The sequence below is a fragment of the Solibacillus silvestris genome (genome assembly GCF_051967575.1).
Classification (GTDB): Bacteria; Bacillota; Bacilli; order Bacillales_A; family Planococcaceae; genus Solibacillus; species Solibacillus silvestris_B.
The window spans coordinates 18281-38847 of record NZ_JBQCJW010000035.1 but is presented as its reverse complement, the minus strand read 5'-3'; the positions used below and the strand labels follow the sequence as shown (position 1 = coordinate 38847).

Genomic DNA, 20567 nt, shown 5'->3' with positions numbered 1-20567 from the left:
AAAACTTAATTACCACAAAATGTGTGAAAAAAATGGGTTAGGACCAAAAGAAAATATAACTTAATCGACACTCTCAATCTTCCGCTTATTTATTTTCGCTCCTCACATAATTAAGAGCCGGAACTTCTCAATCAATAAAATGTGAATTTTGTCCAACCCAATACGTAAAAGAGCTTATATCAAAAATGAAATTGGCCTTTAAATAACTGCAGATTTTCAGTGCCATAATAAGCTTGTCTCTCTTTTCAGTCCTTCTGCCAGATTAGATTATTTCAAATTGCTGATTCGCTTATATGCGACAAAACGTTCTGCCCAATACTTTTCATTGACATTCGAAATCGTGATCCCTTTTGACCCTGCGTGGATAAATTCATCATTGCCGATATATATGCCCATATGGGAAATGGTAGGGATAAAAGTATTTTTGAAAAACACTAAATCGCCGGGAACAGGTTTTGCTACTTTTGTCGTATCCTGTTCAAAATACATTAAGCTGCTTTTACGGTCCATCTGAATGCCGACCGAATTGTATACATAATTTACGAAGCCGCTGCAATCGAAGCCTTCAATCGTCGTGCCGGCATATTTATAAGGAACGCCCAATACCGTGTTTGCCAACTGGATCGCTTGTGCATATAAGTTTCCGGTCTGAGGTGAAACAGTCGCTGGCAATGCCATTTCACTGTTCAATTTTTTTTCAATCGCTTCATCTGCTGTTTGTTTAAAATCGATTACTGCTTCCACAGTGTTTGCTGTCGGGGCTTCCACTGCCAACTCTTTTTCGTTTTGCTGCTCGATTGTTAGCTTTTGGCCAACTTTAATCGCATCGGATTTCAAATTATTCCATTGTTTTAAGCTCGCAACGGAAATATCATGCTTTTTAGCGATTTTTGTTAAATTATCGCCTATTACTACCGTATATGAAAACGCATTTTGCGGCACTTCTACCTTTTCTTCTGCAACGGAAATAGCTGTCGCTTTATTGGATTTCACTTCAGTCGAGGAACTTTTAGCAGGAGACACTACTAGTTTTTGCTCTATGTATATATGATCTCCCGATAGTTTGTTCCATTGTTTCAGCTGCTGTATTGTCGTGTTGTGAGCTTTCGCAATTTTTGTTAAAGTATCGCCTTGCTGTACCGTATAGGATGGCGCTGCTTCTACATTTGGCGCTATTAGCATAACCGTCGAAAGAGCAATTCCCGTTAGAGAAACCTTCCATTTGTTCTTCATTTTGAAAACTCTCCCTTCTTTGCGAAACTTCTATTCACTACTATTTTACTTAATTTTTTATGGAGTGGACAACATGCCAATAGATGGATATCACCTTGAAAATGTTAACAAACTATGAATATTATTATACCTTTTTTTCTATTTTTATTTAATAGAATAATATCGAAATTACGCAAATTCTGACTATTCACAAACTTAATCTTTTAATTTACTTGTTTTTTAATATATTTATGATAAAATTAATTCTTGTGTAAAGATCTAAATTTTTAGAAATTTTAGTATTTTCAAATTAAAAGGAGTTCAGTCAACATGAATAGCAAGTCAAGTTTTTTCCGTGAGAATATCGCGGTTGGTTTTATGTTATTTGCGCTTTTTCTCGGTGCAGGTAATATCATATTCCCACCACAATTAGGTCAAATGGCCGGAGAAAATATTTTAGTATCCATGATCGGATTTTTAATAACGGGGGTTGGATTACCTCTTTTAGGTATTATTGCCGTAGCAAAAAACGGCGGTGATTTGGAAGTATTGGCAGGCCGTATTAATCCATATTTCGGGATTATTTTTACATCTATTATTTATTTATCGATTGGACCATTCTTTGCGATTCCGCGTACAGGTGCGGTATCCTATTCAATCGGGGTTGCTCCGTTTTTATCAGAAGGAATGCAGGAAAGCTGGATTCCATTATTCATCACGACACTTTTATTTTTCGGACTAACATTCTATTTAGCATACAATCCGACTAAAATTGTCGACCGTGTCGGAAAAATTTTGACGCCTGCGCTTTTAATCGTTATTTGTCTATTAGCAATTAAATCGGTCATTACTCCGATGGGCGAAATCGGTGAAGCACAGGGTCCATATATTAATAATGCTTTCGGTGAATCATTCATCCAAGGATATTTAACGATGGACGTACTTGCGTCATTAGTTTTCGGTATCGTCATCGTGCAATCACTAGTCGCACGCGGTGTTACAGAAAAAGCAAGACAAGTTAAGATTACAATTTTCGCAGGCATTGTCGCAGCGGTTGGCTTGGCATTTGTTTATGTAGCTTTAGGCTATATCGGGGTGACAAGTACGACAGCAATCGGCTTCCACGATGATGGTGGGAAGATTATTTCACTGGCAGCACAGCAGCTTTACGGACAAGCAGGCAATATTATTTTATCGGCAGTCATCATTTTAGCGTGTTTGACGACATCTGTTGGTTTATTGTCAGCCAACGCGACATTTTTCCATAAAATTTTCCCGAAAGTTTCCTACCAAGTGTATTTAGTCATTTTCGCACTATTCAGCTTCGGTGTTTCGAACTTCGGATTAGCGGATTTAATTAAACTTTCTTTGCCGGTTTTGGTGGCGATTTATCCATTCGCGATCGTGCTTATGATTTTCGCTTTGTTCGGAAATTTATTCAACCATGCACCGAGCGTATATGGTATGGCGCTGATTTTCACGGGCATCGTTGCCATTTATGATGGTGTGAAGCAAGCTGGCTTTGAAGTCGAAGCATATGACAATTTCCTGTCGATTTTCCCATTCTACGAGCAAGGGATCGCATGGGTTGTCCCGGCATTGGCAGGCGGCGTCATCGGCTACATTATGTATTTGGCAAAACGTAAAACGAAAACAAGTTTATAACTTAGAAAGAGGGTATGTTAAAAGTAAAAATCTTTTAATATACCTTCTTTATTTTCGACAAATCGGCTTTTTCAATCATTGGAATAAGCTCCAAGCCGCCCTATCCCCTATGCTCTGAAAGTTTTTATGAAAATATTCGGAAAGACCGATATAATAAAGCTAACAATAATGTGAAATGCCATTCAGCAAGGCGATTGATTTTCTTATCTCCTCTCCTTGCAAGGCTTTTTGCTACCCTTTTTTCGAGTTAAACAATAAATAATGAGGTGGACTAATGAACAAAAAACATTTGTGGGCACTGCTGTTTTTCATTTTGTGCCTAACAATACCCTTTACCGCGCTAGGTGCTCCATTAGATGAAGCAAAACAAATCGTAAAGGAAAACTATGTGGGGAACATTAACGGCAATGCGGACAGGGCGACAAGCGTTGAACAGCTGATGAATATGCTAGACCCGTATTCCACTTATTTTACGGCAGAGGAATTTGAGGATTTTATAAATGGGGTTGAGCTTACTTCTGTCGGTATCGGGGTAGTCATTGAAAAGGTCGAGAGCGGCATTCAAATTACCGAGCTTATCGATGGCGGGAGTGCCAAAAGCGCTGGCTTAAAAGTGGGTGATGTCATTACTGAAATCGATGGGATGTCTACTACGGTCCTTACGATTGATCAAGCATCTTCCCGTATTAAAGGAGCGGAAAATACTGCCGTTTCGTTAACGATTCTTCGTGAAGACGGAACAATTTTAAAAAAGCATTTAACGCGCAAAGCTTTTTCACTTCCAAATGTGGAAACAAAGATTTTATATGGGAATACCGGCTATATTTCATTGAATTCCTTTTCAAATGATACAGCAAGCCTCGTTTCGAAAGCGATTCGGGATTTGAAAAATAAAGGTGCGAAAACATTTATTTTCGATTTGCAAAATAATGGAGGCGGCTATGTAACCGCAGCGGAACAGCTCATCGGCATGTTTCCGAATGCTACATATGCCTATAAAATAACAGAAGCTTCAGGAACATCTACCGTTCGCGCGATGAAGCAATCTGTCGCATTCCCGGAAAATACGAAAATGCTCGTGAATAAGTTAAGCGCCAGCTCATCCGAAATGACAGCGGCTGCCCTTGCTGACCAAAAAGCGGCGACTTTATATGGGCAAACAACCTATGGAAAAGGCTCGATGCAGGCATTTTTCGAGCTTGAAGATGGCAGCTTTCTAAAGTTGACGGTAGGGCATTTTTACGGTCCAAAAGGTACGAAAATAAATGAAGTTGGGGTCAAACCTCATATTCAGACAATAGGCAACCCGCTCTTTAAAGCACATTACGACACAATCGCTTCCGATTTGGCAACTTACAAAGAGATGGCCTCCCTGAAAAATGTACCGCTCGACAAAACATTTACGATCAAATTTTCCGGCAATCTTGCTCAATCCATCAACACTGCTTCAGTCGAATTAGTGGAGCTTGGCGGCACGGTCATTGAAACATCGTATAAATTATCAGGTAAGCAGCTGCTTGTCACACCTAAACAGCAATTAACCGCCGGAAAAGAATATGCCCTCATCCTTCATCCTAAAGTTAAAGGAGAAAACGGGAAAACTTTAAAAAACGGTGTGTATTTACATGTAACGGCAAAATAAAATATGTGCCGGCAGAAAAAAAGACGATCCGCAAATAAAAGCGGATCGTCTCTTTATTCGTATAGATTACTGATGAACTAAACTTTGCTCATTCGCAAAATAGATCATGCTGATTTCTTGCGCCAGTTTCTCCGGATTGGATTTATTCGTCAATAAATTAGTCAACGTTAATCGTTCCATCGAACCGACAAGGCTTTCCGCAAGAACAGTCGCATCCACTTGTTTTACAATAGGATAATCTTTAAAATTATTGTTGATGACATTCACTAATTTCGAAACAAACATTTGCTTCACGGCAGTCGATTGCTCCGCCTCATAAAATCCGATTTTTGTTAAATTCGGATTTTCGACAAAGTAATCGAAAATTTGCTTCAAGTTTTCCTGAACCAATTCATTTGCCTGTTTGTCATTGTTGATTTCATCGGAAGCATTTGCGAATATTTCGATTAAGTCATTTTGGAACTTTTCATTTAGATCATTGAATAATGTTTCTTTGCTTTGGAAATATAAATAAAAAGTTGGCTGTGTTAAACTTGCCGCTTTCACAATGTCACTTATTTTCGTTTGATGATAGCCATGTGTTGAAAATAGCTCTATTGCTTTTTCCAATAATAATTTTTTACTCTTCTCTCCACTTGAGTTTACTCGACGTCCTCTTGCCATACTTCTCCACCTTATCTCTATTTTAGATGTTTAGTACTTCATATAATAATTTCCAATTATTCCACTTACAATTATATATTAATTTTTTTTCAAAATAAAGGTTTCGGTCATAAAAATAACATTTCTTCTCATTTTTAGCGGTCCATTAACATTACTTTTGAATAAGATAGTCAGCTACTCGGATTTGGGTCCAAAAGTAAAGAAAAGGAATCGCCGTTATAATACGGCAATTCCCCTTTTTTCACTTTTTACGCAATACTTTCCCTTTCACTTTACTTACAAATTGCTGTAGTTCGTCCATTTTGAAGGCGAATAGTAAAACAAAATAACTAACGGAAGCAATAGCAAAAGTGAGCAATATATGAATCCATTTTTGATCAAACACAATCCATTCGGCAATCGCCCAGTTTACCGCGTTAAACAAAATCCCAATCGCTGCGAGCTTTATAAATTGTCCGATATTGCTGTTAACTAGCTTCAGCCCATATTTACTATGCAGGACGATAATGAGTAAAAGGAAGTTCACGATGGCACTCACCAGTGTCCCGAGTGCTACCGCATTTGCACCCAATCCATCAATTGTCGCCAAGACGACCGCAATATTCACGCCAAATACCGTTAAAATACTGAAAACCATCGGCAGGACAGAGTTGCCCTTCGCATAATAGAATCGTGTAATATACGTATTTGCCGCTAAGAAGAACATCGTCGTACTGAATAATTGCAGCAGTGGTGCGGTAATCGCTGTTGACTCCGCATCAAATTTATTATACTCGAATATAATACGCACAATACCTTCCGCCTGGAAATAGAAGAACACGGAAACAGGCAATACGAGCAAATACAATAAGCGCATACCGCGAGTATAAAGCGCTTTGACAGACTCTGTATCCCCATCGCCCTCTTTTTTGCTAAGTAACGGGAAAATAACAGTCGTTACAGCAGTCATTAAAATTGCTTGCGGGAACTGTGACATTTTTGTCGCATAGTTCATCGCCGACCGAACCCCTTCTTCAAGCATTGCTGAAAAGAAGCTCTGAATGAGTATATAAAGCTGTGCCGTCGCGCCGCCGAGCATAATCGGGAGCGCCACTTTCCAAAGCATTTTTTGGTCTTCGGACTGTTTAATGCTCGGCTTAAACGACATTTCCTTTACATCCCGTACGCCATACACAAGAAACAGGAACATACAAACCGCACCAACCAATGCCCCGATTCCCATTCCGATCGGCCCCATAATAATGGACAGCACAACCGATACGAGCAGAAATGATCCGTTATAAATTAACACCGAAAATGCCGATAAATGGTAGCGCCCTTGTACGTTTAAAATACCGCTCATCCATGTCGATAACACAAGCATAATCGTCGATGGCATCATCCAATAGTAAAGCGAGCGCAGGATTTCATACTCTAACCCATCTTTCGCATGGAAAAACTGCATTAAAATCGGATCTGCCAATGCCATGAACAAAATGACGACAAGTGTAATCGTAATGGCAATTGTCGTAAAAGTCCGTCGTATATATTCGGTAATACTCGATGACGTCTTATGGTATATCGAGATAAACGCCGTCGTAAACGCCCCGCCAATTACTAAATATAAAAAGTTCGGGATTGTATAAGCATTAGTAATGCTATCTGAATATACGGTTGTACCAAATTGAATCCCAATATAGGTTTCACGGGCAAAGCCTACTAATCGGGCTAATATATTAATAACGGCAACCGCCCCTATTATTTTTAAAATTCCTTTCAACGCTTATCACAATCCTTTAGTTACAGTTACTTTATTTTGCGTATATTGTGTAAAGATCTTTTAAACGCGCGATGATATTTTTGGAATCATGTGTTTCAAGAAGCTCATTTACACGTGCCTCATTTACCGGGATGCCCTCTTTCACTGCATTTTCAAGCGCAAGCTGAAGCAGTATCGCATCTTTTGGCGGCACTAATACCCCCACACCATCTGCCAGCATATAATGCAAGCCCCCAACATCAGATGCTATTACCGGTGTCCCGCAGCTCATCGCCTCCAATGCGACTAAACCAAGCCCCTCAATATAAGAAGGCAGCACGAATACATCCGCAGCCTGGAAATAATGCGCTAATTCATGCTGCGGCATTGGCTCGATAAAGTGAATCGCAGCATTCCCTTTTGCAAGCTCCTTCACTTCATTTGTAAAGTTCGCATCTTTCGTTGAACCTACGCAATAAAGTGCCGCTTTGCCTGGCATGCTTTCGGACAATTTAGTAAATGCTTGTACGAGCTCACCTACACCCTTTTCCCGGATAATATTGCCGACAAATAAAAAATTCGTTTTTTCCGGATCCATTCCGAGTTGTGTGGCATACTGCTTTTTGTCTGGCGCTTCCTTGAAAACAGTGCGGTCGATTCCCATGCTCATGACCGTAATTTTGTCGCTTGCAACATTAAAAACTGTTTCGATCGTTGTTGCAAGCTCTTCCCCTACAGCAATGACATGGTCGGCTGATTGCAGAATTTTCTCGGTGAACTGCCGGATTTGCCCGCTTTTTTTCGCCATTTTATTAATATCGCCACCGTGAGCTGTTACGATGTACGGAATATTGTAGCGCTTTTTTAAATAATAGCTGAAAAGCCCGCTAGGAAAAACGTAATGACTATGTGTAAGCGAAATATTGCGCTTGTTTGCACGGAATACACGCATAAAATTTTGCGCCCATTTCAAATATTTCAGCAGCACATTTTTCTTTCCTGTAGCTGGATTCGTGTTCACAGCGAGCAGTGTTTCGATGCCCTCTTGTTCAAGCTGTTCGACTTGATTTTTAACAAAAATGCCGTAAGCTAAATGCTCCTTTGATGGATACATATTGCTAATGACTAAAGCTTTCTTCATGATCTTTCAGCACCTTCTTTTAAAAGCTGCTCTCCTAATGCTGATTTTTCTTTAAACGACGTATTTGTGCGCGACGCCAAATTTTGCGCACCTTGCCAATCTACAGCCATATTGTTGAAGAGCATCGCAAATTTTTCATCCGATTCATGTAGCTCATCAATCGGCAAAGAGTAGTTGCCTAATCCCGCCATTTGCAAAAAGTCATTTACCTTTACATGATATGACACGCCGATAATCGGAGTTTTCGCATCCGTCGCCAATATTAATGAATGAAGTCGTGTACCTACTAACACATCAAATGTTGACGTAATATGTAATATACGCTGCGGCGGCAAATTCTCATCGATAATTTTCGTATTTTGCGGATGCTTCATTTTCGCTTGAATATCTTTTGTAACATCCGCATCTTGCGGGTATTTCGTCGCGAAAAATGTAATTTCGACATGATGTTCCTCGATTAAACGATCCAGGTTCTTTGACATGCCATCAATGTAATTTTCATATTTCGCTTCATCACCAGTTGGCCAATACGAGGCGTTATAATACGGGACTGCTGTTACACCGACCGATATTGGTTTTTCACTATAATGTGAACGTTCTACTTCCAAACTAAATGCAGGATCTCCGATAACATGCACTTCGCGTTTTACCCCAATTGTTTTCAACAGCTGTTCTGATTGGGGATCACGCACGGAAATATTTTGCGCATGTTTTGCCATATAGCGGATAAACCATTTCCCTAACCCTGTATTGAGAGGTCCGGCTCCACAGCCATACACGATATATGGAATATTGTTGTTTTTCGCCATCATTGCGTACGAGCCATATAATGGGGCTTCCCGCTTGTAAAGATCCATTAAAATACCGCCGCCGCCAATAACGACAAAATCCAGATTTTTCACTACTTTTGAATTCTCTTTATATGTTTTTATGAACGTTTTCACTGCATTGCCATTTTTGTAATATAGCGGATAGCTTTGTACATTATAACGTTCTGACGTTTGCTGAGGGTTATTGCTGAATACTGTAATATTTTTCGTATCCACCTGAAAAACTTTCTGAAGCTGGCGGATAATACTTAGCAATATCGCCTCGTCCCCATTATTATCATTTCCGTAATTGCCGACTATTCCAATTTTCATCTATGCATTCATCCTTTGAATCAAGCGTTTCAAGGCGCTTGGCTTATTTCATTTTTCTTTTGAAAACACCTCTTGAGCAGATGTGTTTTATGCTATTATCCTTAATTCAAGTATAGCATAATGTCAGTTTGAAACGATATTATCGGGAATAAGATCATTTCATTTCTATAGTAAAAATTTATCATTTTAATTTAAAAAAATTTGTGATTTTCCATTTTATTGACGGTTTAAAATTAGTATTGGTTTCATTTTGACGTTTTTAACAATAAATCATGGAGAATTTTGCTTTTTTGTACCATTTGCAGGAAGTAGACTTTTCCTATACATTGCAAATAGAGGTGAATTTATGCATAAATCAGAAAACTTCTATTATGTTGAAGCCCTTGTTTCCCGATTATTGATAGACGATGGGGATTTCCCTCATATACAGGATGAATATTACCGAATGCAGGCAGGTATTGTCGGTGAAGAAAAATTACAAAGAACATTGGCAGATTATCATTTCAAAGAAGATGCAAAAGTCCTTTATAATTTCGAATGTATAAATGATAAAGGTTTTTCCCATCAAATCGATGCACTCATTTTAACGACCAGATTTCTTCTCATCGTCGAAGTTAAACAAATATCCGGCACTTTATTTTATAAACCGGCATTTCATGAATTTTCACGCCAAACTGAAGAAGGCATTTTAGAAAACTTTCCAAATCCATTCGACCAAGCTTTCCGGCATCAATTATTTTTATCGAATTGGCTCGAGAATTGGGGAATTCAGCTTCCAGTTCTATTTATCGTCGTTAACGCCAATATTCGCACAAAGCTAGACCAGTCCCTAAACAATTCCCCTATCATTCATTTGAGTGGCATGCCTCAGTTTTTGGAAGAACTATACAAAAAATATGAAATGGTAAATGTCGATCTAAATGATTTAGCCAATAAATTATCGGCATTATCTTGCAGGCTGCCTCCCAGGAGAAAAGTAAAAGTGGGAATTCATCGCCTTCGTAATGGCGTACTTTGCGAGAAATGCCATTTTCAACATGTGATGCGCTATAACCGGGGACTGTGGGTTTGCCTGCAATGCGGCGAAAAAAGCAAGGATGCTATATTTTTAGCGTTGCATCAATACCGTATTTTAATTAGCAATCGCATTACAAATCGTGAACTGAGAGCATTTGTTGGAATCGAATGTAAAGCAGTCGCGTCAAAACTTCTCAATCGTTTGCAATTAGAACAGTTCGGCAGTGGGCGCGGCGTTTATTATTTGATACCTGAAAATATTTCGGGACAAATACGTTGAAGTCGTTTGGCCCCGCGGGTGGAGGGTTCTACTTTCATGCTCGGATGTTCTACTTTCGCCTGGGGAGCGGGGGGACTTCCACTTTCCGGCTGAAATTTTCTACTTTTGACGGAAATTGTTCTACTTTTCACGCACGATGTTCCACTTTCGTGCACGGGAGTTCTACTTTCGGCGGGCGATGTTCTACTTTCACCCACGATGTTCTACTTTCGCCCGGGGAACGGCGGTACTTCTACTTTCCGGATGAAATTTTCTACTTTTGACGGAAATTGTTCTACTTTTCACGCACGATGTTCTACTTTCGCGCTCGGAAGTTCTACTTTCGGCAGGCGATGTTCTACTTTCGCCCACGGGAGTTCTACTTTCGCCCAGGGAGCGGCCGTACTTCCACTTTCCGGCTGAAATTTTCTACTTTCGACGGAAACTGTTCTACTTTCGCGCTCGGAAGTTCTACTTTCGGCGGGTGATGTTCTACCTTCGCTCGCGAGACTTCCACTTTCACGCCCAGAAGTTCTACTTTTCACATACTTTGTTCTACTTTCAAGCCAAAATGTCCTACTTCTAAAATATGGAAGTGACTAATATCCGCAGATCGTTCTATTTTCACGCAACTAAATTCCAATATACGCCATTAAATTTGCTTTCCCAATTATTTATATAGATCCCCGCAACATCTGCTTCGTTTTACACTCATCTCAGCGGTTTTCTTCCCTCTCTCCTCTCTGCCCTCTCCATCTCCTCGAAAGTATTAATTAAGACAGCAATTCTTCGCCGCATCTCTTCGCTTCAGCAACAAAAAACCTTTGCAAAAGCTTTCCATAAATGAAAGCTCCGCAAAGGTTTTCCTCAATATTTGCTAGCGTTACTCTTTTGTGATTGTGCGGTATAAGAATAGGCTGAAGTGCATGCGCGATACTTCCACGCTTGGCTTGAATGTGTTATCTTCATAACCTGTCGTAATTTTATTTGCCGCTAATGTATGGATATAATCGTATGCCCAATGCTTAGCGCTGACGTCTTTGAATTTCGCATCAATTGTACCTGTTAAACTATATGCCTCGACTAAGATTTTCGCCATTTGTGCACGTGTTAACGGTTTGCCTGGCTCGAACTTGCCGTCGCCTGTACCGTTCATGATGCCTGCTTGGACAATGGCGGCAACTGCACCGTAATATGTGCTATTTGTCGATAAATCCGTAAATCCAGGGTTTGCCACGTCTTTTGTTGATAAACCTAACGCACGTGTTAACAATACCGCTGCTTGACCGCGTGTTAACGCTAAATCCGGCTTGAACGTGCCATCTGGATAACCGCCGATTAATTTATTATCGACTAAATACGTTAATTCTGTTTTGTAGCGGTTGTTCACGGAAATGTCCTTAAACAATGCCTTTTCCGCTGCTTGTACAACAATTTGTGTAGAAACGGATTTCGTGCCCAATGTTGCCGTTACGCGGGCAGTGCCTTCTTTTCCGTTTGATTTGAACACACCTGAACTGAATACTGAACCGATATCTCCATCAATTGACCACTCGATTTGAGATTCATCGTAAATTAACGTCTCATTATTCGCGCCTGTTACATTCGCTTTTAATTGAATGGACGCATTTGGCTCAACTGGCCCCTTCACTCCGGAAATCGAAAGCCCTGCAGGTGCATCGACGACATTAAAGCTGATCGATTGCGCTGCCCCTTGATTTGAAACCGTTAAGCGCTCAGAACCAGCTGAAACTGCTGTATAGCTTAAACCATTCACTGTTACTGTATTATTTTGCGAAGTTACGACAAAATCTTTCGCATTCACATTTAATGGATTGTAATGCTCATCCAATACATAATTCGGTGTGAGCTTGACAGTCGCTCCTACAAGCAATGTACCAACTTTATCACGCGTAACTTGAATATGTTTAGGAGCATTTGTCGTTGGAGCTGTACTTACTGCTTCGATGATAGCCGAAACACGACGTTGAGAGCCGCCAGAAGGTGTATTCGCCAAAACGACTGTATTGCTGCCGTATTTGCGAATGCCCATCGTTGTCGAGCCGCCGCCATCTAAGTTGATGGCACGATCGACACCAAGACTTACCAAATAATCCGCAAACTGAGTTAATGTCATACCGGCACTTGAGCTGACACGACCATCCACTGTAATTAAGTGAACTTTCTTTTTGTCCTTGCTGATGGCAATCGCTGTACGCGGCGCCGTCTCTCTTGCACGCGAGCTTGATTCATTCATCGTCACGTTTTTCTTGCCATCCATTACAAGCAACGGACCACTTGCCATCATAAACTGTGCATCCATCCAACGATTATCGATTGAAAAGTTTACCGAAATTTCATCGCCGATTTTAATGCCTCGGTATTTATCGCCCCATGTTGAGCCATTAAATGAAAGCACAAAGCCATTGCGTGGAATTTTTGCCTTCGTTTCATCATCATAGCCACGAATCGCTGTTACTTTTCCTGTTAAAGTTTGGCCAAATTTCGTGGAACCAACCGTATTTCCAGTTTCCACGATAAATTCCATGCCTTTTCCGCCATTCGGAGTCATCGAACTATGATTTTGCGGTGTATAAATAACCGCTTCATTATCTGCGCGCTTTACATTTAAGCCATTCACTTCATTTGTCTCACCATTATATGTAACGTTGATTTTACTGTTGTAGTAAGCAATTTCGCCATTTCCATCTTTTGTGATGCCAAATGCGATTGGCTGACTGACATAGTTTGAGCTTGAGCTTGAAATGACACTTGGCGTTATGATGTTATTATTTTGAGAAATTAAATATAACGGATAACCGTCAGTCATATTATAGAAATTAGAATTGATCGCACCAACTACCCGGTTTCCTTCTTTTGAATGACTATTCGCATGCTGCGTCGTCGTCATCAACGTATTGACCGGAGTCGGCAAACCTAAGCTGATCTTTGTGAAAGAATTGCTTAAATCAACTTCTAAATGATTGACCACATTCGTTTTTGAACCTTTATGTGTGTAGTTTGAATACTTTACCCCTGGCGATAGCGGATACGAGTCATTTGTCGATTGTGCTGCACTTGCAAATTGTGGTGTACTGAAAATTAAAGCGAACACCATTAATATTGCAAAAACTAATGATTTTTTTGTTTTCATAATTTACGCTTCCTGCTTAATTTGAAGCAAGTCACCTTCCTCTCTTTCTAACCTATACCTTACCTTAACAAATTTTCGCATGAGAAACTATTAATCTTATGTTACATTTCACAAAAAAACTATCGTTTCAACATAAAAATACATTTTTAAAAGTAGATTGCTGGGGCATAGAATTTTTATTGGCCGATTGCGGGGAAATAGCAGCCGCTTTTAACAGCCTGTTCATAACTCCTCAAAAAAGAACTACCCCTTAAAGAGGCAGTTCCTTTGTTTATTCGGATTTTTGTTTTTCGTAGTCGCTCAATTTCAGCATCGGATACATTGCGCGGCTGCTTGCGAATAACCCGAAAAGGATGAAATAGAAGAGCACGTATACTTTCAGTTCCCAAATATTATAGAAGAAGCCTGCTACACCTGTTGCAAACCATAATGCAAATAAATATTGCCCGAATACGGTTTTGCGTTCCTTCCAGTACATCCATACCATAGCAAGCAAGAAGCCTGCGAATAAAAGGACACCCACCGCGCCTGTTTCCGCAATGACTTGGATGTATTGGTTATCGGAGTAGAAGTTTTTGCCTCCGTAAATATCTGAGCGGATTCCGTATTCCTCATAAATTGGCGAATCATATGATAGTGTTGCAGAGCCGCCGAATGTGCCGAAGCCAGCACCCGTAATTGGATAATCCTTCAATATTTCAAAACCTTTTTTAATATAGAACATACGGCCGCTTTCCTGCATTAGCTCCAAAGTGTCGTCCGAGAATGTTTCGGTAAAGCGGTTACTAATACCACCTGAAATTTCATCTGGTGCAATTGTATTTTCCACACCTAAATTTTGTAAAAATGTAACGCCCCAGTTCACAGGTAAGTAAATAAGCACAATCGATACGACAAAAGTGACGACGATTTTCTTCAGCAATTGCCAGTTGCGTGCAAGCAACAGGAAGAACAGCACGAATACGAATGCGGCTATCCATGTTCCGCGGGATAATGTCAATAGCAGCATCCCGAAAAATGCGACTTGCGCGATACGAAGACTCCATTTAAATGCATTGTCCTCATATACCCAGCGCAGGAAAAATACTGCACAAATTGCGAAAAACAGTACAAGTGCTAATGAGTTCGGATTATTAAGCATTCCGTAAATACGCACAAAGTTTGTAGCAGACAGCACTTTTTGAGTCCAAACTTCCGGCATCAGCAATTGGCGCATCGACAGTTTTTCGACAACCCCCTGGACGAAAATGATGGCGCCTGAAAATACAGTGATCCATGCAAGTTTCACAAGGAAATTTTTCGGCAATTCACTGCGGCTGATGATGTAATAAAGTAAATACATCACACCGAATGTACGCAATTGGAACACGATGGCGCCAAGCGATACACCGTTTTTATAGCCGATAATTGCTCCGAAAATCAAAAATGCAAAGTAGAAATACTCAAATGGCTTGAAATGGAACCATGTTTTAAACTTCCTCGCATTCAATAAAAACAATCGGAACAATACGACAATCGTAATCAAATCACCGACTAGCTTAAGACCAGGGTTCAGTTCAATAAAAAATGTACGGAAAATGACGTACGGTACTAAAATCATTAAACTTTGGAATGGCTTAAAAAATGCGAACAGCACAAAAAATACAGCTGTGCTAATTTGCGCTATATTCGGCGGAAGCAATGTTGCTGCCCCAAGTACAAGCATTGCCCCTATAATTTCGAGCCATTCTTTTTTATTCATTTTGACAGAAATGTCCTTCATAGGTGTCCCAAACCCTTTCTTATATGTAGTTCTCTATTTCATCCCGCATAAACGGACAGCAAGCCCCCTCCCCCAAGACTTTAGAAAATGAGAAAGCCCGGGATGCAGCAACTGCCCGTATAAGCCCGATTAGTGAAGTCCAGCAATCAATTGGGTGAATATCGGTATTAACACGCTTTACACGCTGAAACCCTGCTGATTAAAGATTCACTTTATAGGTTAATTTCGTTCATGTGGATTAAGACGAACTTAAGTATAATATGGTTACAATTATATTACAAACGATTTAAGAATTGTGGTTTTTCTATTATTCTCCCACATAAATTGATAAAATAAATTCATAAGGAAAGGAGCGTGAATATGTGTTTAAAAAAATAATCGGACTAGCCTTCGCATTTGTCGTTGCTTTGTCTTTTACAACACAGTCCACATCTCATGCAAATGATATAAAAGGTCACCAAATGGTCAATGAATTAACGTATTGGTCCAACCTCGGTGTAATTCGTCCTGACAGCAAAGGAAATTACAATCCGAACCGTGCAGTCACTCGCGGCGAATTCGCTTCATACATTACACGCGCACTGCAGTTACCAGCTTCTTCTACATATACATTTAAGGATCTAAAAGCTGGCAGTGAACTGACTCTTGAAATCCAGGCAGCGGCGGGCTCCAATATTTTAAGTGGCTATCCTGATGGCACATTCCGCCCAAATGAAAAAATTACACGTCAGCATATGGCGGCACTATTGCAAAAAGCATTGCGCTATTCGAACGTGCCACTTGATGGACAACCTTTAACATTCAAAGACAACAACAAAATCAGCGATCAGTTCAAGCCTGCTGTCGCAACAAATGTTTACTACAATATTATTCGTGGTTCACATACAGCAAAAGGGGTGTTTTTTGAACCTCAAGGCAATGCCACAATCGCACATGCCGCAGCATTTTTATATCGTATGAACAGCACAATCCAAAATTTTGCTGTAAACGATAATGGCGGAAACACAGGTCCGATTGAAACACCTGCACCGAATCCGAACGTCTATTATGTAGGGACAGTATCAAAAGGGACAATCGAGAAAAATCCGACTGTATACTTCAGCTACGATCAAGCGGAGGCAGCATTAAACAGTTCAGGATCAAACCTCATATTAAAAGGCGATAAAATCATTAAGATGTCTGCCGGTATCGCGTCAGCAGCGGATACAAAGGCAAATACAACAACAGTTTATACGGACAAAAATTTCACAAAGCTATTGTCATATGCTTCTGAAGGCTCACAATTCAAATATATTGGGAGCAATGATGAATACGCGATCGTTCAGTTAGCAGATACGAAAGGCTATGCGAAAATCGATGAAGTGACTTTAACACCAACGAGCTTAATTAAAGGCCAAGATTTCTATTTCGTTGAGGGCGGTTACTTAACACATCGCACATTCAACCATATTTCACAAAAATATAATTGGGATTATGTCATTAGTGAAGCACCTGCATTTATGCAGCGCGGCGTAAATTATTATAGCCAAGACGGTGTAAACTTCTATTCTGATATATTCTTAACAAAAAAAGTAGGGACATATTATCCTTACTTCCAATTCCAATCAATCCGCCAGCATTCAAACTATACAGCCGCGGAATTGGATAATATCATCATGTCGTTATTAGTGGAACGCCAGGCAATTCCAACTTCTCCTCAATATGCAAATGCACCGACTGAATCCCGTTTAATCGGCATGGGGGCTTTGTTAAAACAAGTGGAGGCACAGTACAATGTAAACGCCTTATTCATTTTAGCGGCAGCGATGCATGAGAGTGATTATGGGGTAAGTAAAAATGCATTGACGAAAAATAATATTTTCGGCATTAAAGTTTTTGACGCCGATCCGACATTAGGCGAAATTTATCCGTCACGCGATGATAGTGTAATGGCTTTTATTACTCGCTATGTCAACTTAAACTACGTACCGCAAGCAGGCGCATATGCGAAAGGTGCAGCACCGGGCAATAAAACTTCCGGTATGAATGTTCACTATGCGTCAGATCCATTCTGGGGCAGCAAAATCGCCGGACATATGTTCCGTATGGACAATAAATTCGGCAAAAAAGATTCCAAGCAAGCAAAATTGGCGTTCGTAACATATGAAAACGGCCACCAAGTAAATGTGCGCACAGAGCCGACTACAAGCTCCCCTATTCACTTCACATTTAAGGCGAAATATGTAGGTGAAACGGGAATGTTCGGTTATCCGGTAGCGATTGTTGAAGAAATAATGGGTACAGACGGCTATGTATGGTACAAAATTCTTTCGGACGATAATCCGGCAGCTCAATACGGTTGGGTACGCGCCGATTTAGTTCAGCCAATTCCAGAAAACTGATTTTTAATCCAGCACTTCTAGCATCTGTAGGAGCTGCTGGATTTTTGTTATTTTGAAGGGGCTTTGTGAAGCAGTATCGGGTTAAGCTATCAGAAAATAATTCGTTATATTGAAACTTCCCGGAAGCTATCCGAAATCGCGATTGGGCTTCGGTAAATGCAGATTGCTTTTCAGAAGGAGGAGAAGCTTTTTCGTTTCCAAAAATGCACTCACCAATTTTAGAAAGCCAATGCACTTTTTCTTTTTGCATAAAAAAAATGAGCCGCTTCTTTTATAATAAGGAAGCAACTCATCTTTTCAATTATTTTGTATAATATTGCACAATACCGTTGTAAATGGATTGGGCAAAAATTTCGATGTAATCATCTGCCATTAACTTCGCGTAATCTTCGCTATTTGTTATGAAACCAAGCTCCACTAATACAGCAGGCATCACTTGTCCTTTTATGACGACAAAATCCGCACGCTTCACACCGCGATTGTTCATTTTGGCGTTTTTGACAATTTCATTATTGATGGCAGTTGCCAATGCAAAATCTTCTTTTTCGTTTGCATTGGATGTGACACTATAATAAGTTTCTGTCCCTTTAGCCGTTTCCTTTGCAGCGGAATTTGCATGCAGGCTGACAAAAATTTCGCCGTTTTCATTTTTCGCATATTTCACGCGTTCTTCCAGGCTCGGATACGTATCGCCCACACGTGTCATTTTCACTGTTGCGCCATCCTTTTCAAGCTTTTGCTTAACTAAATTCGCAACTTTTAAAACGATTTCCTTTTCACGTGCATCTTTTCGTACCGCACCGGGATCTTTGCCGCCATGCCCTGGGTCAATTACAATAATCCGGCCATTTACAGCTGTTCCTGTTTGGTTAAGCAGCTGTAAATATGTTTTATTAATATAGCCATTAATGCCGTTGTACGTAATTTCAGCCCAATTCCCTGTTAACGAATGCACTTCAACAAGTGTGCCGCGATTAATTTGGCCAAGCGAACGCGATGTGCCTAAAGCGGATTCACGAATATGTAATGCATCGACTGTCGCTTTTCCGATCGTATTCGTTAATAGCTGTTCGGGTGGTGTAATCGGCTCTTCTTTTTGACCATTATCATTATCCTCCGCATTTTCAGCAGGCGGTTCCGGTTCTGGTTTATTTTGTTCCTCTTCCACTACTGTGTTCGGAGATTCCTCTACCGGTTTTTCCTGCTCGGCTGCCGGCGGTGTCACAACCTCATCTGGCAATGAATCTTGCGTTTGTGCAACTCGCACATATCCCGGCAAGCCATCGACCAGTGTGACATACCAATTGCCAATTGTGCCATATACGGCGATTTTATCTTTGTCAGCAAGCGAACTGACAATATCCGATTTCACATCGCGCTTTTGATATACTTGAATTTCGCTCAGTGCGTAAACATTTTTTTGAACGGTATTGATAAGTCGGCCCGATTCATCAACAAAATCAACATAGTCTTTATAAATATAGGCAAAACGCCCTTCATGCGAAACTTTCAGCCATCCATCCTGCTGAACTTCGAATACTGCAAACGGAGCACCTGTATTCACTTTCGTTAATATGTTCGATGCATTTGACGAAGAAGCAGTCGTTCGCACATTCAGATTATCAACATTCGCCTTAGCGGAAGCAATCGCAACCGAAGCATCAGGCACGCTCACCCCTTGAACAGGCAATGGTAAACGGTAATTTTCGGAAGATGCACGCGCAATAAATGAAGCAAACTGTGAACGCTTCACCGCATCTTTCGGATTATACTTTTCGGCATCAACCGTAATCCCATTGAAATATATTGCCGCCACATAAGGATAATAACTATATGTCGGGTTAATATCTTTGAATGGAATTTCCAGATTTTTCGTTTGCTCGATATTCAGCTTAAAAGCAATTGCTAACACTTTACTCATTTCTTCCCTTGTCAATGCTGTGTTCGGCGCGAATTTCCCTTTAGAGTGCTCCGAGAAAAACCCTAGTTTCACGGCACTTTCAACATATCCTGAAAGCTCTGTTCCAACTGTTACATCAGAAAAAGATGATTTTTGCACTGTTAATGGCTTGTTCTTTGTCGCAACAACGACCATTTTTGCAGCTTGTCCCCGCGTCACTTCGGTATTTGGCTTATACAGCGTTTTCCCGTTCTCTGTGTAACCTTTAATAACCCCTGCGTTGACTAAATAAGAAATTTCCCCGTACGCCCCGTGTGTAGAAGGGACATCGGCAAAGCTTGTGTTGGCAAATGCCATATTCAATTGGAACATTGACATGAAGATGATAGTCACCGTCATGATGAAATTGCGCATAGACAATGTTATAATCCTCCCTTCTATTAGACAATCTTCATTTTACCAAATAATCTATAAAATTAATATCCAACAAAGTTAGTAAATTAATATTTTTCTATTTAATGTTAGCTTTATAGTAGGAAAAAGGGAGGGAGATGCAGTTTTGGAAAATGAAGTTCTATTTTCTATATAGCAGCGGCTATTAAAGAGGAGGGGTTCTACTTTTTGAGTGAAGTGTTCTACTTTAGTGTCGGGAGTTTCTACTTTTAAAGGCCAAGTTTCCACTTATAGCGAGTGGGGTTCTACTTTCCGGCTGAAACTTTCTACTTTCCGCCCCTGCTGTTCTACTTTCGCCGGGAGAAGTTCTACTTTCAAGCTCAGAAATTCTACTTTCGGCGTGGGATTGTCTATTATCTTTCGCTTGTTCTACTTTCCAGCCGAAACTTTCTACTTTCCGCACCCGCGGTTCTACTTTCGCCGGGCGGGGTTCTACTT

General features: G+C 40.4%; 12 protein-coding genes. 4 read left to right on the top strand and 8 right to left on the bottom strand.

What is annotated here, in order from left to right:
* Positions 1-267: 267 nt before the first annotated feature.
* Complete coding sequence (locus tag ACTHOQ_RS16165) at positions 268-1233, bottom strand: C40 family peptidase (RefSeq protein ID WP_440497180.1); 966 nt, start codon at positions 1231-1233, stop codon at positions 268-270.
* A 309-nt stretch (positions 1234-1542) separates the two neighbouring features.
* Here ACTHOQ_RS16165 and brnQ point away from each other — a divergent pair, with 309 nt between their 5' ends.
* A complete protein-coding gene (gene brnQ, locus ACTHOQ_RS16160) occupies positions 1543-2877 on the top strand; it encodes a branched-chain amino acid transport system II carrier protein (protein WP_440497179.1) in 1335 nt (444 codons plus the stop codon).
* A gap of 274 nt (positions 2878-3151) precedes the next feature.
* Positions 3152-4519 carry a S41 family peptidase gene (locus tag ACTHOQ_RS16155; RefSeq protein WP_440497178.1) on the top strand — a complete coding sequence of 456 codons (1368 nt, stop codon included), beginning with the start codon at positions 3152-3154 and terminating at the stop codon, positions 4517-4519.
* Positions 4520-4585: 66 nt separating this feature from the next.
* On the opposite strand, the gene ACTHOQ_RS16150 is transcribed toward ACTHOQ_RS16155, so the two are convergent.
* The 4 genes from ACTHOQ_RS16150 to ACTHOQ_RS16135 form a co-directional block, all read right to left on the bottom strand.
* On the bottom strand, positions 4586-5182 hold the full coding sequence (locus ACTHOQ_RS16150) for a TetR/AcrR family transcriptional regulator (protein ID WP_440497177.1): 597 nt from the start codon (positions 5180-5182) through the stop codon (positions 4586-4588).
* A 241-nt stretch (positions 5183-5423) separates the two neighbouring features.
* Positions 5424-6941, bottom strand: coding sequence for a murein biosynthesis integral membrane protein MurJ (gene murJ, locus ACTHOQ_RS16145; protein WP_440497176.1), 1518 nt, complete (start codon positions 6939-6941; stop codon positions 5424-5426).
* Positions 6942-6972: 31 nt separating this feature from the next.
* Positions 6973-8061: a glycosyltransferase gene (locus ACTHOQ_RS16140; RefSeq protein WP_440497175.1), complete on the bottom strand. Its 1089-nt coding sequence runs from the start codon at positions 8059-8061 to the stop codon at positions 6973-6975.
* Positions 8058-9203, bottom strand: a complete 1146-nt coding sequence (locus ACTHOQ_RS16135) for a polysaccharide pyruvyl transferase family protein (RefSeq protein ID WP_440497174.1) — start codon at positions 9201-9203, stop codon at positions 8058-8060. Before ACTHOQ_RS16135 ends, ACTHOQ_RS16140 begins: the two co-directional genes overlap by 4 nt.
* Before the next feature lie 346 nt (positions 9204-9549).
* Between ACTHOQ_RS16135 and ACTHOQ_RS16130 the strand changes: the two genes are divergently transcribed.
* On the top strand, positions 9550-10500 hold the full coding sequence (locus tag ACTHOQ_RS16130) for a nuclease-related domain-containing protein (protein ID WP_440497173.1): 951 nt from the start codon (positions 9550-9552) through the stop codon (positions 10498-10500).
* Positions 10501-11362: 862 nt separating this feature from the next.
* Here the strand turns inward: ACTHOQ_RS16130 and ACTHOQ_RS16125 are convergent.
* Together ACTHOQ_RS16125 and ACTHOQ_RS16120 are read right to left on the bottom strand one after the other, a co-directional pair.
* The gene (locus ACTHOQ_RS16125; protein WP_440497172.1) at positions 11363-13633 is read right to left on the bottom strand and encodes an S-layer homology domain-containing protein; all 2271 of its coding nucleotides are present in this window, start codon (positions 13631-13633) and stop codon (positions 11363-11365) included.
* A 271-nt stretch (positions 13634-13904) separates the two neighbouring features.
* Positions 13905-15374 (bottom strand): O-antigen ligase family protein, encoded by a 1470-nt coding sequence (locus ACTHOQ_RS16120; RefSeq protein WP_440497171.1) that lies wholly within the window; start codon positions 15372-15374, stop codon positions 13905-13907.
* A gap of 383 nt (positions 15375-15757) precedes the next feature.
* On the opposite strand from ACTHOQ_RS16120, the gene ACTHOQ_RS16115 reads away from it, so the two are divergent.
* On the top strand, positions 15758-17776 hold the full coding sequence (locus ACTHOQ_RS16115) for an S-layer homology domain-containing protein (RefSeq protein ID WP_440497170.1): 2019 nt from the start codon (positions 15758-15760) through the stop codon (positions 17774-17776).
* Positions 17777-18077: 301 nt separating this feature from the next.
* On the opposite strand, the gene ACTHOQ_RS16110 is transcribed toward ACTHOQ_RS16115, so the two are convergent.
* Positions 18078-20090 (bottom strand): N-acetylmuramoyl-L-alanine amidase, encoded by a 2013-nt coding sequence (locus tag ACTHOQ_RS16110; RefSeq protein WP_440497181.1) that lies wholly within the window; start codon positions 20088-20090, stop codon positions 18078-18080.
* Positions 20091-20567: the final 477 nt, after the last annotated feature.